Genomic DNA, 13,709 nt, shown 5'->3' on the forward strand with positions numbered 1-13,709 from the left:
TGACGCGCAGCAGCGTGCCGAGCACGAACAGGAACACGGTGACGGGCATCAGCGGCCGCGCGAGATCGGCGAGCGGCGGCACCAGCAGCCCGAGGCCGACGCCGCACGCAAGCACGGTCGGGCCGCGCCGCACCAGCGCGGCAATCAGCGCGCGCACGGGAGCACCTCGGGCCGGTGGTGAACGGTGGTGAAGCCGGGGCGGACAGCGGATGGCATGCGGTTTCCTCGAAAGGGGCGGGCCGGCACGGGATATTCGCCAGACTAATCCGGATCATTGGCGAAGTAAAATGATATAAGATGAATCAGTAACAAGAGAAAGTGATATGAACATCCCTCTGCTCGAAACCTTCCGGGCCGTCGTTCAGGAAGGCAGCGCGCTGCGCGCGGCCGAACGGCTCGGCTGCACGCAGTCGAACGTCACCGCGCGGCTGCGCCAGCTCGAGGAGTCGCTCGACGCGCCGCTGTTCGACCGGCATGGCAAGCGGCTGGTGCTGAACGATGCCGGGCGCCGGCTGATTCCGTATTGCGACCACATCCTGCGCCTCGTCGACGAAGCGACGCAGGTGGTGCGCGAGACGCCGGTCGCGCGCAGCTTCCGGCTCGGCTCGATGGAAAGCACGGCGGCCACGCGGCTGCCGGCGCTTGCCGCCGCGTTGAAGGCGCGCGATCCGGCGCTCGGCCTCGTCGTGCAGATCGGCAGCGAGCCGGATCTGGCCGACGCGCTGCTGCGTGGCCGGATCGACGCGGCGCTCACGGCGCGCGCGGTCGTCCGGCCCGGCTTGCGCTACGAGCCGGCGTTCGCCGAAGAGATGGTGCTGGTGAGCGCGGCCGCGCTCACGCGGCGGCAGGTGCTGGCCGACAACCCGGTGCGGCTGCTCGCGTTTCACGACGGCTGCCCGTATCGCGCGGTCGCGGAGCACTGGCTGAGGGCGCGCGGCATCGCGATCGAGTCGGTGGCGTCGTTCGGCACGTTCGGCGCGATCCTCGGCTGCGTGGCAGCCGGCATGGGCGTCGCGATCCTGCCGAAGCGGATCACGACCGAGCACGTGGCGCGCAAGGAACTGCGGGCGCACGCGTTCGACGATCTCGACAGCGTGACGACCTATCTCGTCACGCCTGAAGAAGCGCCCGCGCTGCCCGAGCTCGACGCATTGCGCGCGGTGCTCGGCCGGCAGGCGGGGGCGTTGCTCGCGGGTTAGCGCACCGCGCGTGTGGCGCCGATTCGCCGACCGTCGCGATCAACGCGCTGATCGCGAACGGCAGCGGCTCGGTGCGCCGGCGTTTCGACATCGAAGCGATCGACCGGTCGCCGAACAATCCGCCGCGGCTGCCGCGTGCCGCTTGCAGTAACGCTTACGTGATCGGCCACTGCAGAATCACGATCCCGTCGTTGTAGTCGGCATCGGCGCCGTCCTCTGCGCCGAGCCAGCCGAGCCAGACGGTGTCGCCCGCGGACAGCGGCGCGAGGCGCGCATCGGTCGCGGATTGCCTGCCGTTGGCCGAGGCCTCGATGCGGATCTTGCCGCCTTTCGAATTCAACGTGAACAACCTGACGCCGTCTTCGCTATTGCCGACGAACGATGCGGCCGGTTCCGGCGCATCGTCGATGAAGAGCTTAAGGTCCTGCCGGTCGGCGGCATTCGCGTAGAAGATTGCCTTGAACGCGGTATTCGGCGGCAGCGAGAAGTTGCCGTTACGATCCGACGACGGCTTGAAACCGGGCTGCTTCGTGTCCGGTTGGCTCCCGGCGATCTCGATCGACGTTTCCCAGCGGAAATAGCCGGATACGGTGCCGTCGCGGTCGCACACGGCGAAATCGGCCGTACACGTGGTCGCGCCCGCGGCGAGCACGTCGCTGCGCCAGTAGTGATCCTTCATCGGCCGGCACGACGGATGCAGCAGGTCGTCGGCATCCGGCACGGCGGTGGCCGCATCGCGTACTTCGAGTTCGATCGGCGCGACGATGCCCGCATCCTTCAACGCGAACCGGATGAACAGCACGCTCACCTCGGCGCGCAGGGCCAGCGCGGTTTCGCGCAGGTGCAACTGGTCGCCCGGCGACAGGCCGGCAAAGAGGCGGCTGTCGTTGTGGCCGAGCTGCGTGGCGTCGCCGGGGCTCACCACATAGAGGTGCCGGCCGTCGATCACGGTCGGTGCGGCGGGGTCCCGGCTCGCCTCGGGGTAGGCCGACAGCAGCGTGACGGCGTCGACGATCACCAGCACATCGCAACGAAGACCAGACATGAGCGCTTCCTCCGCAACTAGTGGATGATGCGGGCAGCCGCCGTGCGGCCGCCCGCCTGCTGCGATCAGTTATGGATCGAGATGAACGGATCCCAGGAGAAGCAGCCCTGGCTCTGGCAGTTGCGATCGATGATCTGGAACTGGAAGTGGTAGGTCACGCGGCCGACCTTCAGGCATTCCGACGACCAGTAGTAATTCGCGACCTTCTGGCAGGTCGGCACCTCGGGCTTGCTCGTGTTCGGCACCGGGATGGACGCTTCCGCGACGCGCGGCGTCGGCGTCGAAATCAGTTCGTTGCCGACGTTGCCGACGAACTTGTAGAACACCACCTGGTTCTCGAAGCCCAGCGACAGGCTCGTTTCACGCCAGCGGATCAGGTCGCCGACCTGCGCCTTCAGGTCGAGTTCGCCGCCCGCCTGCCCGGAGATGACGTTGTCCTGGTTGGTCACCATATACACATAGCGCCAATCGATCAGCGTCGGTGCGGCCGGATTCTTGCTGGGATTCGGATATTTTTTGAGAATGGTTTCGGTGTCGAAAGAGACGAGCACATCGGTGACGCGTGACATAGAAGCTCCCGTTTGAATGAATGGGACTTATTGTTGCGCGAATTTCTTCGTGCGGTCGCCATCGCCTTGTCCTGCAAGGCTTTGTGCCAATAAAGGCACGTACAGTCGAGATGGCGAATGCAGGTTATCCCGTTCGGTTAATTCCGGAAGCTGTAAAAGTAAACAGGGTATTTAATATTATTTCAGAGAGTAATTTTAAAATCTGAATCAATCGGTTCGATGCGTTACGTAAATATAACGACATTGAATCTGTTAATTGAATGGCCGATTATTCTCGGGCGCGGCGGCGCGGGGGAAGGATCGCTTACCGGTAGGTCCACAGCCGGTGCAGCACGAACGTGGTCGGCGGAACCAGCAGCGCGATTGCGACGATGCTCATCCCGCGAGACACGTCGAGCGCTTCGGCCGCCCGCGCGAGCAGCATCGTCTCGACGAAGCCGGCCAGCGTGACCGCGAGAAAGCGCACCGCGTTGCGCGTGCGCACCGTCGACGAGAAGCTCCACAGCGTGTTCGCGAGATACGAGAACGCGGTCGCGCAGAGGAAGGCGAGCGCGTTCGCTGTCACCAGCGTCGCATCGAACTGCGCGAACAGCGCTGCCGCGACCAGCGTGTGGATCGCGGTCGAGCCGAGCCCGGACACACCGAAGCGCACGAGCCGCGTGCGCTCGCCATAGAGCAGGCTGATCATGGCCATCATCGCGGTTCAGCGGGCGCCGCCGACCCGTGCACGGGTCGCCTGCACGCGCCGGCGGGCGATCTGGCGGCGCGCATCGCGCGCGACCGGCAGTTCGATCACCTTGCTGTGCGCCTGGTAGCGGCGGCGGATCAGGTAGACGGGCCGTTGCTTCGACTCGTCGTAGATCCGCCCGATGTATTCGCCGACGACCCCGATCCCGATGAGCTCGATCCCGCCGATGAACAGCGTGACCGAGATCAGTGACGCGTAGCCGAGCACCGGATTGCCGAACAGCAGTGTGCGGAAGATGATGAACGCGCCGTACAGGAACGCGAGCGCGGCGATGCCGACGCCGATGTAGGTCCAGCTGCGCAGCGGCACGGTGCTGAAGCTGGTGATGCCTTCCAGCGCGAAATTCCACAGCTTCCAGCCGGAGAACTTCGAGTGCCCGGCACTGCGCGCATCGCGCTGGTATTCGACGATCACGGTCCGGTAGCCGACCCACGCGAACAGCCCCTTCATGAAGCGATGCCGCTCGGGCAGGTTGCGCAGCGCGTTCACGACCTTGCGGTCCATCAGCCGGAAATCGCCGACGTTCTCCGGCAGTTTCACGTCCGACAGCAGGTTGTGCACGCGATAGTAGATCTCGGCCGCCGTGCGTTTCGCGAACGAATCGCACGCACGGTTGCTGCGCTTCGCGGCGACGACTTCCGCGCCGTCGCGCCAGTGCTCGATCATCACCGGAATCAGGCTCGGCGGATCCTGCAGGTCGGCGTCGAGCGGGATCACCGCGTCGCCGAGGGCTTCGTCGAGGCCGGCCGTCAGCGCGGCTTCCTTGCCGAAGTTGCGGGTGAGATCGATCACGCGCACGCGCCGTTCGCCGGTGCTGATCCGGATCAGCCGCTCGAGCGTGTCGTCGCGGCTGCCGTCGTTCACGCAGACGATCTCGAAACGGATCGCGTCGATGGACGTCATCAGCGGAATCACGACGTCGAAGAAGTGCTCGACAGCCTCGCCTTCGTTATAGAACGGCACGACCAGCGAGATGAGCGGTGAGTAGGGTGGTTCCCGCATGATGATTCCCCTTGTGATGTCGTTTCACCGATGCGCGCCGATGGTCGGTCGGCCGGTGCGGCGCATTTCGTACGCCGGGCGGTGGTGCGACCGGACCGGATGCACGAAGCCGGTGTCGGTCGAGTTGTCGCGTGCGTCGGGCATCGACGGCACGTCGTGTCTTTCCTGTGCGATCCGGCTGACGAGCAGCCCGAGCGACGCCAGCGTGACGAGCGGCATGAACTGGAACGACAGATGCGGCACGACCGCGAGGCCCGCGAGCGGCGCCAGCCACAGCAGCATCAGCCATTCGCGATCGAAGCGCCGCCAGCCGTGGGTCCACGCATAGCGCGCGTACCACGCGATCACGATGCCGTACCAGGTGAGGTCGTAGTCGTACAGATACGGGCTGACGAGCAGGCACGCGCAGGCGAGGGTCGCGGCGCGCAGCGCGTAGGCACACGCGCCGCGCCACGCGTAGACGACGGCGACGGCCGCGGTCGCGACCGACAGCAGCTGGAGGCCGTTCGCGACGATCGCGGGCCAGCCGGCCATCGTCGCGAGCGCGAACACAGACGGCATGCGCGCGAGCTTGGCGTGGCCGGTACCGACGATTGCGTAGACGTGGGCGATCACATGCGCGAACGTGAGCCACGGGCCGAACCCGAACGCGAGTGTCGCGAGCGCGACGCTGCACGCGATCGTCGCGGCCCATGCGGCCAGTGCGCGCCATTGGCCCGCGCACAGCAGCGCGAGCGGGAACAGCACCGCGAGCTGCGGCTTCATCGTCAGCAACCCGAAGCAGATTCCTGCGTACACGGGGCGGCGGTTCAGTGCGAGCAGGCCGGCACCGGCGAGCAATGCGGTGAAGAGGCTGGTCTGTCCGACGATCACCGTGACGAACGCGCCGGGGAACGCGAGCGCGCACAGCCATGCGGCATCGCGCTGCACGATCGCGCGGATCGTCGCCGCGAACAGCACATACGTGAGCCCGAGCCACAGCACGAGCGCCAGCGTGTACGGCAGCCAGCCGAGCGGCAGCACGAGCAGCAGCATGGACGGCGGATAGAGCCACGGCAGCGTGCCGTCCGCGAGCGTCATCGTCGGGATCGCGAGCTTCTGGACCGCGAACAGCGCGGGAAAATGCCATGCGTCGGCCGCATGCCCGTGCGCGGCGAGCCACGCCGCGCTCCAGATCGGCGAGAAATCCTGCGACAGCGGTTCAAGTGCGCCGTTGTGCGACAGGAACACACGGATCACGTAGATGCAGATGAACAGCAGCTCGGTCGCCAGAGCGGCACCCGCATAGAGGCGCACGCGTTCGCGATTGAGCCAGTGCGGGTAACGGCGCGGGCCCGCGATCGGGAGTTCCGGATGCACGCCGGCGTCCGGGTGCGCGTGGTGCGCAAAAGGTGACGATCTCATCGTGCGCTCCGGGGCTCGAGTGCGGAGCGGCGCACGACGACGAACAGCACCGCGAGCAGAATGAGCGGCCCGATCTGCGGCAGCTTCATCAGCCGGTTGAACATCTCGAAGATCGGCAGCAGCCACGCAAGCACGATGATGCCCTGGTCGCCAGGCAGCCAGCCTTCGTCGAGGCCGTGCGCGATCAGGCAGAAGATCGCGATGCCGAGCCACGTCAGTTCGTAGTTCCACAGGTACGGCGTCGTCAGCAGCGTGGCGACGGCCAGCACCGCGCCGCGCAGGCGCATGTCGCGCGTGCGGCGCCACACGTCGACGGCCGCGGCGAGTGCGAGCAGCGCGATCGCCGCTTGCGCGGCCAGCGCGGTGGCCACCGGCATGCCCGCGAGCCGCAACGCGGCGAACGGTGTCGGCGACGCGAGCCAGTACGACGGGAGCATGAAATGCTGGCTGCGCACCGTCGACAGTGCCTGACTCAACCCGTGCAGCGAACCGGGGCCGGCCAGCGCGATGCCGGCGGCCGCGAACAGCGCCGCGGTGATCGCGGCCGCCGCGAACGTGCGCCACGCACGTGCCGCGATCAGCACGACCGGGAACACCACGGCCAGCTGCGGCTTGATCGCGAGCAGCCCGATCAGCACGCCGGCGACGACCGGGCGCTTGCCGAGCAGATGCAGCGCGAGCGCGGCGACGCCGGCGGTCAGGATGCTGTTCTGGCCGAACAGCGCGGCCATGCACACGGCGGAATACGCGACCACGACGAGCGCCGCGGCGCGCGGCACGGGAAGATGCGCGCGCAATCCCGACAACCGCGAGACGGCGAACGCGTAGCATAAAAGACTGCCCGCGAAAAAGAGGAAATATGCGGGCAGGAAAGGCACAAGGGCAACCGGAGCGATGAACAGCAACATCGTCGGCGGATAGAGCCAGGGAAGCGGCCGGTGCTGCAGATACGCACCGAAGTGCGCGAACTCGGCCTGCAGGAATGAAGAGGCGTCGTAGACCGATGCGGCATGGCCTTGCAACACCAGGTGCGATGCGGTCCAGAAGACCGAGAAATCGACGGCGGGGAGGGCGATGGCGTTCGACGTGAAGCCGTTCGTCACGATGCCCCAGGTCACCAGCAACGCGACGAAGAGCATCAGCATGATGCAGCTGTACGGAATGATCCGGTCGGCTGTCAGCCATTGAACGCGGCGAATTGCACGCCCGCGCATTTCACGGTTGGCTGTGTACATGATTCCCCGTCTGTAGTAGAGGCTGCTTGGGTCAATCGCAGCCGTTTCATGTTGTGTGTCGTGCGTCGTGCCTGCGGATCGAATCGCTCTGAAATGGCGTTGTCCGGTGAGTTCATTGTTGAAGAAAAAATCGCGGGTTGCAAATCAACCGCTGAAAGCCGGGATTTAGTTTGACTGGTGAGGGGCGTGAAAACGGGATTTTCTGGTATGAGAAATCCACACGGACGGATTTTATGTTTCTGCATTGAAACATTCCGTCATTTCGACCGGCTGGGCGTCCCGCCGATCCGGTAAAACGCGACCGGCTTCGCGCGTTCGGGAAAATCCCGAGCAGAAATTTTTGCTCCTTGTCGCAGCGCGGCTGCGGGCGTTCCGGCTTACAACGCTTGCGGGAAAACATATATCAACTTTGAAACATTTTCGGTGCCGTGCCGCCGAACGGGAACCGTATGCATCGCCGAAACCCTTGATACGCCTGGATTTCGTCCGGGGTGGCCTGCTCTTTGCGTAAGCGTTGGCACGGCAGTCGACGAGGTGACGACCGGGCGGTTCCAGCAAAAGACAGACGGAACCAGCTTCGGAATCACCTGCGGAAAGGAAGGCCGGAGCGCGTCGGGGAACACGCAGCTCCAGGTCGATTAACCGAGCAAGACTTCGTCGACTGACCAACGAGACCCGGTATCGTCAGGGCAATAAGAAATCGGCATGGCAGCATATGGGGAATAAAAATGAAAGACCACAGCACATTGCGGCTCGCAAACCGCGTTAAAGACACATTGCAGATTTGCCGGGAGTTTATTTCCCGTTCAACAGGATTCCATGCGTCGAACGGCCGTCGTGCCGTTCCGGTCGATCGGATCGTCCGGTTCATCCGGCCGGTCGCACCGTACACGCCTCTTTCGCTCTCTGCGTCACTGATACTCGTTCGCGCGGACAGGGGTGTGTATCCCCGCTCCCGCAGCTGAGCGTCGCGTTCCGATTTTTCGCGTAGTGCCGGTGGTGCCCACCCCCGACGTCCTGATCGACGAAGGGAATCTTGTAGCAGTCCGAAAGGAGAAGGTTCATGTCAAGACTCATCGAAAGGATCGCATGGTTCGTCCAGGATCAGGACGGCGTGACGGCCATTGAATACGGCCTGATCGCTGCGCTGATCGCGATCGGCATCGTCGTCGCGTTGACGACGATCGGTACGGATCTGAAGACCGTGTTCAGCACGATCGCCGCAGATCTGGACTCGGCGGTAGCAGGAATCTGATGGACGGTACGACGAGCGGCTCGACCGAATCGTTCGTCGGCACCACACGGCATTAACAGCATTCCTCGACGTATCGATGCACGGTCATCCGACCAGCCGGCACGCGAGGACCATGAAATTCAACACGCAAGGAGATCATCATGTCCAAGTTCATTCAACAAGCCAGCCGTTTCGTTCGTGACGAAGATGGTGTCACCGCCATCGAATACGGCCTGATCGCCGCACTGATCGCAGTCGGCATCATCCTCGCGCTGTCGACCATCGGGAAGGACCTCAAGACCGTGTTCAGCACGATCGCGGCCGACCTGGATTCGGCGGTAGCAGGCATCTGATGGATCGTGCCGCGGACGGCTCGGCCGGTGCAGCGCTCGAGCCGTCCCCGGCCATCTGACCAACCGGGAACCGGAGACCATCATGCAAGCCACGATGCGTGTCGTACGTCGCTGGATCAGCGACGAGCAGGGCGTGACGTCGATCGAATATGCATTGCTCGGCGCGATGTTCGCCGTCGCGGTGCTGGGCACGGTCGTCACGCTGAAAGGCTCGCTTGCCGATGTATACGAGGTGATCGCAACGGCCGTGACGGCCGCGGTGGCCACCGCGCTGGCAATGGTTTCCTGACCCACCGATTCCACCGACTCCACCGATTCGACTGCGAGGTTCGCCATGCTACCTGTTGCGCCGCCTTATCCGGTCCCGTTGTGCGTGACGCTGCTCGCGGTCGCCGCGGCCAGCACGGACATCGCGACCCGCCGCATTCCGAACCGCCTCGTGCTGCTCGGCCTGGCCGGCGCGCTGGTTTCCCAGTGCATGTTGCATGGCGTCCTGGCCGGCGTACTCGGATGGCTCGCCGGTGCCGCGACCGGCTTCGCCCTGCTGTTGCCGTTCTACCTGTTGCGCGGCATGGCGGCCGGCGACGTGAAGCTGATGCTCGCGATCGGCGCGTGGGTCGGTGCGGAAATGACGTTTTACATCGTGCTGGCCACCTTCCTGGCCGGCGGGATCGGCGCCATCGCCTACACGCTGCTGCGCGGGCGGATGCGCCAGATGTGGGCGAACGTGCGCGCATTGATCGCGCGGCGGCGCTCGCAAGGCGCGAGCGACGAGGCCGCCGGCAGCCCCGTCGAAATCGCATCGGTCGGCACGCTGCCATACGGCGTGGCGATCGCGGCCGGCACGCTGGGCATGCTGTTCGTGTCGTGCGCATAGCGCGATGCACCCGCAACGAGGACGGAACGATCATGAACACGAACCACACCGAACCGAGACGCGACGCACAGGTGGCACGGCTGCCCGATCCGTTGCCGTCGCGGGAAGTGCATACGAAGCTGGGCGCGCAGTTGCCGGTGGCGCCGCGCACGCTCGAGGAAACCGGGTTGAGCATGACGTTCGTTGCCGGCCTCGTGCTGAAGTCGACGCTGATGCTCGGGCGCCCGTCGTACGGCGACCTGGTCGAACGGCACTGCCTGCCGCTCGCGGTGCTCGACGACGTCTTCGCCTTCCTGGTGCGCGAGCATCTCGTCGAGCTCACCCATCGCGGCGCGACCGATCTCGACGTGACGTTCCGCCTGACCGACGCGGGCCGCGTGCTCGCGCAGGAGGAACGGTCACGCAGCGGCTACAGCGGGCCCGCGCCGGTGACACTCGACGCCTATCTCGCGTGCCTGAACACGCATTCGGTGCGCAAGCTGCACATCAGCCAGGACGAAGTGTGGACGGCATTCGAAGGCATCGTCATCGACACGTCGGTGCTCGATGCAGCGGCTGCCGCGCTGAACGCGGGCCGTCCGCTGCTGATCTACGGTCCGGCCGGCAGCGGCAAGACCTTCCTCGCCGAGCGGCTCGGCTCGCTGATGCACGGCCGCGTGCCGGTGCCGCACGCGATCTACGCTGCCGGCGAAGTGATCCAGATGTACGACCCGCTCGTCCACGTCGACGCGGAAGTGCACTCCGGCGGCCACTCGGTCGATCGCCGCTGGCGTCTGTGCAAACGGCCGGTCGTGATGTCGGGCGGCGAACTGACGCTCGACGAGCTCGACCTGCGCCGCGACGAAGCCGCCGGCTTCTACCAGGCGCCGCCGCACATGAAGGCGAACATGGGCATGTACGTCGTCGACGATCTCGGCCGCCAGCGCGTCGAGCCGCGCGACCTGCTCAATCGCTGGCTGCGCCCGCTCGATCGCGGCGTCGATTTCCTGACGCTCGAATCCGGCAACCGCTTCGTGATGCCGTTCGACGTGTGGCCGGTGTTCTCGAGCAACCTGTCGCCGGACCAGCTTGGCGACGACGCGTTCCTGCGCCGCCTCGGTTCGAAGCTTCACGTCGGTGCGATGTCGATCGACGACTACCGCGCCGTGTACAACGCGGCCTGCGCATCGCTGGGACTCGTATCGGCGAGCGATGCATTCGACTACCTGCTGCATCGGCTGCACCTGCCGACCGGCAAGGCGTTTCTCGCCTGCTTCCCGGCGGACCTGCTGCGTCTCGTGGCCGCCGGCGCGCGCTATCGCGGCGATCCGCCCGAGGTGACGCACGACGCACTGTACGACGCGTGGGCGAGTTATTTCGGCGCGGCACCCGAACGTGACGGCAGCCATCTGCCGCCCGTCGAGCGCGGTGGCCGTACGTTCGTTACCGGTTGAGCCGTTTCTTTCACGATTCGTCGAGGAGCATTGCCATGAAAAACAGTCGAGCGGTCATGATGCTGGTCGTCGCGATGGTCGCGGGTCTTGCCGCGGTCGTGTTCGCGTCCCACTGGCTGGTGCAGACATCCACGAGTTCGGTCACGCCGGTCGCGGTGGCCAACACCGACCTGAACCTGGGCGAACCGCTCGGGCCGAACCAGATCCACATGGTCAGCTGGCCGTCGGGCAGCGTGCCCACCGGCGCGTTCACCGATACGAAGGGGCTCGAAGGGCGCGTCGTGCGCACCAGCCTCGCACGCGGCGAGCCGGTGATCGAGTCGAAGCTCGCGCCGGTCGGCACGAAGGGCGGGCTGTCCGCGGTCATCGCCGACGGCAGCCGCGCGATCACGGTGCGCGTGAACGACGTGGTCGGCGTCGCGGGCTTCGCGCTGCCGGGCAACTACGTCGACGTCATCGTCAACACGCAGGAACAACAGGGCAAGACCGACGGGCAGAGCATCTCGAAGATCGTGCTCGAGCACATCCTCGTGCTCGCCGTCGCGCAGCAAGTGAGCCGCGACGACACCGCGCCGAAGGTCGTCAACGCGGTCACGCTGGAAGTCACGCCCGACCAGGCCGAACGGCTCGACCTCGCACGCAGCGTCGGCACGCTGTCGCTCGTGCTGCGCAACCAGGTCGACCAGAAGACGCTGAACACCGACGGCGCGACCAAGCTGACGCTGCTCGGCAAGGAGCCCGCACCCGAAGCGCCGCCCGCACCGGTCCGTGTGAAGACGGTACGTGTGCACGTGGCCTCGCACGCGGCGCCGGAAGTACGGCGCGACTGCGTCGGCGTGCTGACGGGCGTGAAGGGCAGCGTCGAGTGTTTCTGAATCCATTCATTGCAGCCACATAAACGGCCGCCGGCAACGCGCGGTGGCCCTGGAAGTCGATAACCGGCACGGCGCCGGTCTCTCGGGGGATCAGACGAAATGAAGATCAAACCGCAATGCACAGGTACCGGCCCGCTGCGCACGCGCGTGGCACGGGGCACGATGATGGCCGCGATCCTCTGTTCGGGATGGCTGACCGTTTATGGCGCACTCGCGCAGGAAGGCGTCGAGTCGGCGGTGCTGACGAAGGGCGGCGCCAGCGCGCCGACCGCGGTCGGCAAGGGGCCGATGCAGATGACGATCAGCATGGCGCCGGTGGCGGCCGCCGCGCCCGCCGCATCGGCGGGGCCGCTGCGCGGACCGAACTGCGTCGGCGCCGTGCGCGAATCGACCAGCGTCAGCGTGCCGCTCGGCAAGTCGCTGCTGGTGCCGATGCCGGAACCGGTCCGTAACCGGACGATCGGCAATCCGGCCGTCGCGCAGGCCACGATGGTGTCGCCGCAGACGCTGTACATCCTCGGGCTCTCAGTCGGCACGACCAACATGATCGTGCAGGGCAGGAGCGGTGCATGCCGTGTGATCGACGTCGCGGTCGGCGCGGATGCCGGCGGCCTGCAGGCGTCGCTGATGCAGCTGATGCCGAACGAGCGCGACATCCATGTGTCGACCGCCGCCGGCACGATCGTGCTGGCTGGTACCGTGTCGAGCTCGATGGCTGCACAACAGGCCATGCAGATCGCCCGTGCGTACGGCGACAGCGCGGGCGATCCGGCGGGCGGCGGCAAGGCCGGCGGCGGGGTGCTCAACATGCTGAACGTGACTTCGCCGCAGCAGGTGATGCTCGAGGTGAAGGTGGCCGAGGTGTCGAAGACGCTGATCAACCAGATGGGCAGCGCGCTCAACATCCAGGGCGGGTTCGGTTCGTGGAGCGGCGCGCTGGTCAGCAACCTGCTCGCGGGCGTCGCAACCGGGATCGCCTTCAGCAAGGCGAACAACAAGCCGTTCAACCTCGCGGCCGATGCGCAGAACACCGACAACCTGGTCAAGATCCTCGCGGAGCCGAATCTCGTGACGATCAGCGGCCAGGAAGCGACGTTCCTCGCCGGCGGCAAGATCTTCATCCCGATCCCGCAAAGCAGCGGCAACGGCACGTCGTCGATCACGCTGCAGGAAGAGGAGTTCGGCGTCGCGCTGAAGTTCACGCCGACCGTGCTGAGCAACGGCCGGATCAGCCTGAAGGTCGCGCCGGAAGTGTCGGAGCTGTCGCAAACGGGCGTCACGCTGAGCGCGACCAACATCGGCGGCACGTCGATCCTGCCGCTGATCACGACGCGGCGCGCGTCGACGACGGTCCAGATGGGCGACGGCGAAACGTTCGCGATCGGCGGGCTGATCAAGGACAACGGGACCGGCGCACTGAAGGCGCTCCCGGGTGTCGGCGAAATTCCCGTGCTCGGCGCGCTGCTCCGCAGTACATCGTTCCAGCAGGACCGCACCGAGCTGATCTTCGTGATCACGCCGCACCTGGTGAAGCCGCTGCAGACCGCCGACGTGCCGCTGCCGACCGACAGCTTCTCGAAGCCGAACGAAGTCGACGTGTACGCGACGGGCAACATGGAAGGCCGCGGTGGCGTCCGCAAGCCGGGTGCACAACCGGCGAACGGCGCGGCAGCTGCACCGCAGAACCCGGCCCAGGCACCGGCCCCGGTCCCGGCTCCGGCTCCGCAATCGGAAG

General features: G+C 65.9%; 14 protein-coding genes. 8 read left to right on the plus strand and 6 right to left on the minus strand.

The features are described from left to right. The first annotated feature begins 323 nt into the window (after positions 1 to 323). Entirely contained in the window at positions 324 to 1,199 is an 876-nt protein-coding gene (locus G3O00_RS31810) for a LysR family transcriptional regulator (protein WP_206145359.1), read from the plus strand. A gap of 154 nt (positions 1,200 to 1,353) precedes the next feature. Here G3O00_RS31810 and G3O00_RS43565 read toward each other — a convergent pair whose 3' ends face one another. From G3O00_RS43565 to G3O00_RS31840, 6 genes are all read right to left on the minus strand, one after another. Next, positions 1,354 to 2,244 carry an AidA/PixA family protein gene (locus tag G3O00_RS43565; RefSeq protein ID WP_241025429.1) on the minus strand — a complete coding sequence of 297 codons (891 nt, stop codon included), beginning with the start codon at positions 2,242 to 2,244 and terminating at the stop codon, positions 1,354 to 1,356. A gap of 65 nt (positions 2,245 to 2,309) precedes the next feature. Next, positions 2,310 to 2,813, minus strand: coding sequence for an inclusion body family protein (locus tag G3O00_RS31820; protein ID WP_011349899.1), 504 nt, complete (start codon positions 2,811 to 2,813; stop codon positions 2,310 to 2,312). 304 nt (positions 2,814 to 3,117) lie between these two features. Then, complete coding sequence (locus G3O00_RS31825) at positions 3,118 to 3,501, minus strand: GtrA family protein (RefSeq protein ID WP_174929365.1); 384 nt, start codon at positions 3,499 to 3,501, stop codon at positions 3,118 to 3,120. A 15-nt stretch (positions 3,502 to 3,516) separates the two neighbouring features. Beyond that, positions 3,517 to 4,563 (minus strand): glycosyltransferase family 2 protein, encoded by a 1,047-nt coding sequence (locus G3O00_RS31830; protein WP_174929318.1) that lies wholly within the window; start codon positions 4,561 to 4,563, stop codon positions 3,517 to 3,519. A gap of 24 nt (positions 4,564 to 4,587) precedes the next feature. Further along, entirely contained in the window at positions 4,588 to 5,967 is a 1,380-nt protein-coding gene (locus G3O00_RS31835) for a glycosyltransferase family 87 protein (RefSeq protein WP_206145360.1), read from the minus strand. Next, positions 5,964 to 7,202, minus strand: coding sequence for a glycosyltransferase family 87 protein (locus G3O00_RS31840; protein ID WP_206145361.1), 1,239 nt, complete (start codon positions 7,200 to 7,202; stop codon positions 5,964 to 5,966). Before G3O00_RS31840 ends, G3O00_RS31835 begins: the two co-directional genes overlap by 4 nt. A gap of 1,063 nt (positions 7,203 to 8,265) precedes the next feature. Here G3O00_RS31840 and G3O00_RS31845 point away from each other — a divergent pair. The 7 genes from G3O00_RS31845 to G3O00_RS31875 all read left to right on the plus strand — a co-directional run. After that, on the plus strand, positions 8,266 to 8,457 hold the full coding sequence (locus G3O00_RS31845; RefSeq protein ID WP_174929322.1) for a Flp family type IVb pilin: 192 nt from the start codon (positions 8,266 to 8,268) through the stop codon (positions 8,455 to 8,457). Positions 8,458 to 8,597: 140 nt separating this feature from the next. After that, positions 8,598 to 8,789, plus strand: a complete 192-nt coding sequence (locus tag G3O00_RS31850; protein ID WP_011349893.1) for a Flp family type IVb pilin — start codon at positions 8,598 to 8,600, stop codon at positions 8,787 to 8,789. 82 nt (positions 8,790 to 8,871) lie between these two features. Next, complete coding sequence (locus G3O00_RS31855; RefSeq protein ID WP_011349892.1) at positions 8,872 to 9,078, plus strand: Flp family type IVb pilin; 207 nt, start codon at positions 8,872 to 8,874, stop codon at positions 9,076 to 9,078. Between the two features lie 45 nt (positions 9,079 to 9,123). Beyond that, a complete protein-coding gene (locus tag G3O00_RS31860; RefSeq protein ID WP_174929324.1) occupies positions 9,124 to 9,666 on the plus strand; it encodes a prepilin peptidase in 543 nt (180 codons plus the stop codon). A 32-nt stretch (positions 9,667 to 9,698) separates the two neighbouring features. Further along, positions 9,699 to 11,099 (plus strand): ATP-binding protein, encoded by a 1,401-nt coding sequence (locus G3O00_RS31865; protein ID WP_206145362.1) that lies wholly within the window; start codon positions 9,699 to 9,701, stop codon positions 11,097 to 11,099. A gap of 35 nt (positions 11,100 to 11,134) precedes the next feature. After that, positions 11,135 to 11,974: a Flp pilus assembly protein CpaB gene (cpaB, locus tag G3O00_RS31870; protein WP_174929326.1), complete on the plus strand. Its 840-nt coding sequence runs from the start codon at positions 11,135 to 11,137 to the stop codon at positions 11,972 to 11,974. Positions 11,975 to 12,073: 99 nt separating this feature from the next. After that, positions 12,074 to 13,709, plus strand: a 1,636-nt coding sequence (locus G3O00_RS31875; RefSeq protein ID WP_206145363.1) for a type II and III secretion system protein family protein, incomplete at its 3' end; no start/stop codon positions are given.

Source organism: Burkholderia sp. Ac-20384, assembly GCF_017104605.1.
GTDB lineage: Bacteria > Pseudomonadota > Gammaproteobacteria > Burkholderiales > Burkholderiaceae > Burkholderia > Burkholderia lata.

Coding starts and splice junctions, on each gene's coding strand:
- G3O00_RS31810 (WP_206145359.1), top strand. CDS start 324: ATGAACATCCCTCTGCTCGAAACCTTCCGGGCCGTCGTTCAGGAAGGC.
- G3O00_RS43565 (WP_241025429.1), bottom strand. CDS start 2,244: ATGTCTGGTCTTCGTTGCGATGTGCTGGTGATCGTCGACGCCGTCACG.
- G3O00_RS31820 (WP_011349899.1), bottom strand. CDS start 2,813: ATGTCACGCGTCACCGATGTGCTCGTCTCTTTCGACACCGAAACCATT.
- G3O00_RS31825 (WP_174929365.1), bottom strand. CDS start 3,501: ATGATCAGCCTGCTCTATGGCGAGCGCACGCGGCTCGTGCGCTTCGGT.
- G3O00_RS31830 (WP_174929318.1), bottom strand. CDS start 4,563: ATGCGGGAACCACCCTACTCACCGCTCATCTCGCTGGTCGTGCCGTTC.
- G3O00_RS31835 (WP_206145360.1), bottom strand. CDS start 5,967: ATGAGATCGTCACCTTTTGCGCACCACGCGCACCCGGACGCCGGCGTG.
- G3O00_RS31840 (WP_206145361.1), bottom strand. CDS start 7,202: ATGTACACAGCCAACCGTGAAATGCGCGGGCGTGCAATTCGCCGCGTT.
- G3O00_RS31845 (WP_174929322.1), top strand. CDS start 8,266: ATGTCAAGACTCATCGAAAGGATCGCATGGTTCGTCCAGGATCAGGAC.
- G3O00_RS31850 (WP_011349893.1), top strand. CDS start 8,598: ATGTCCAAGTTCATTCAACAAGCCAGCCGTTTCGTTCGTGACGAAGAT.
- G3O00_RS31855 (WP_011349892.1), top strand. CDS start 8,872: ATGCAAGCCACGATGCGTGTCGTACGTCGCTGGATCAGCGACGAGCAG.
- G3O00_RS31860 (WP_174929324.1), top strand. CDS start 9,124: ATGCTACCTGTTGCGCCGCCTTATCCGGTCCCGTTGTGCGTGACGCTG.
- G3O00_RS31865 (WP_206145362.1), top strand. CDS start 9,699: ATGAACACGAACCACACCGAACCGAGACGCGACGCACAGGTGGCACGG.
- cpaB (WP_174929326.1), top strand. CDS start 11,135: ATGAAAAACAGTCGAGCGGTCATGATGCTGGTCGTCGCGATGGTCGCG.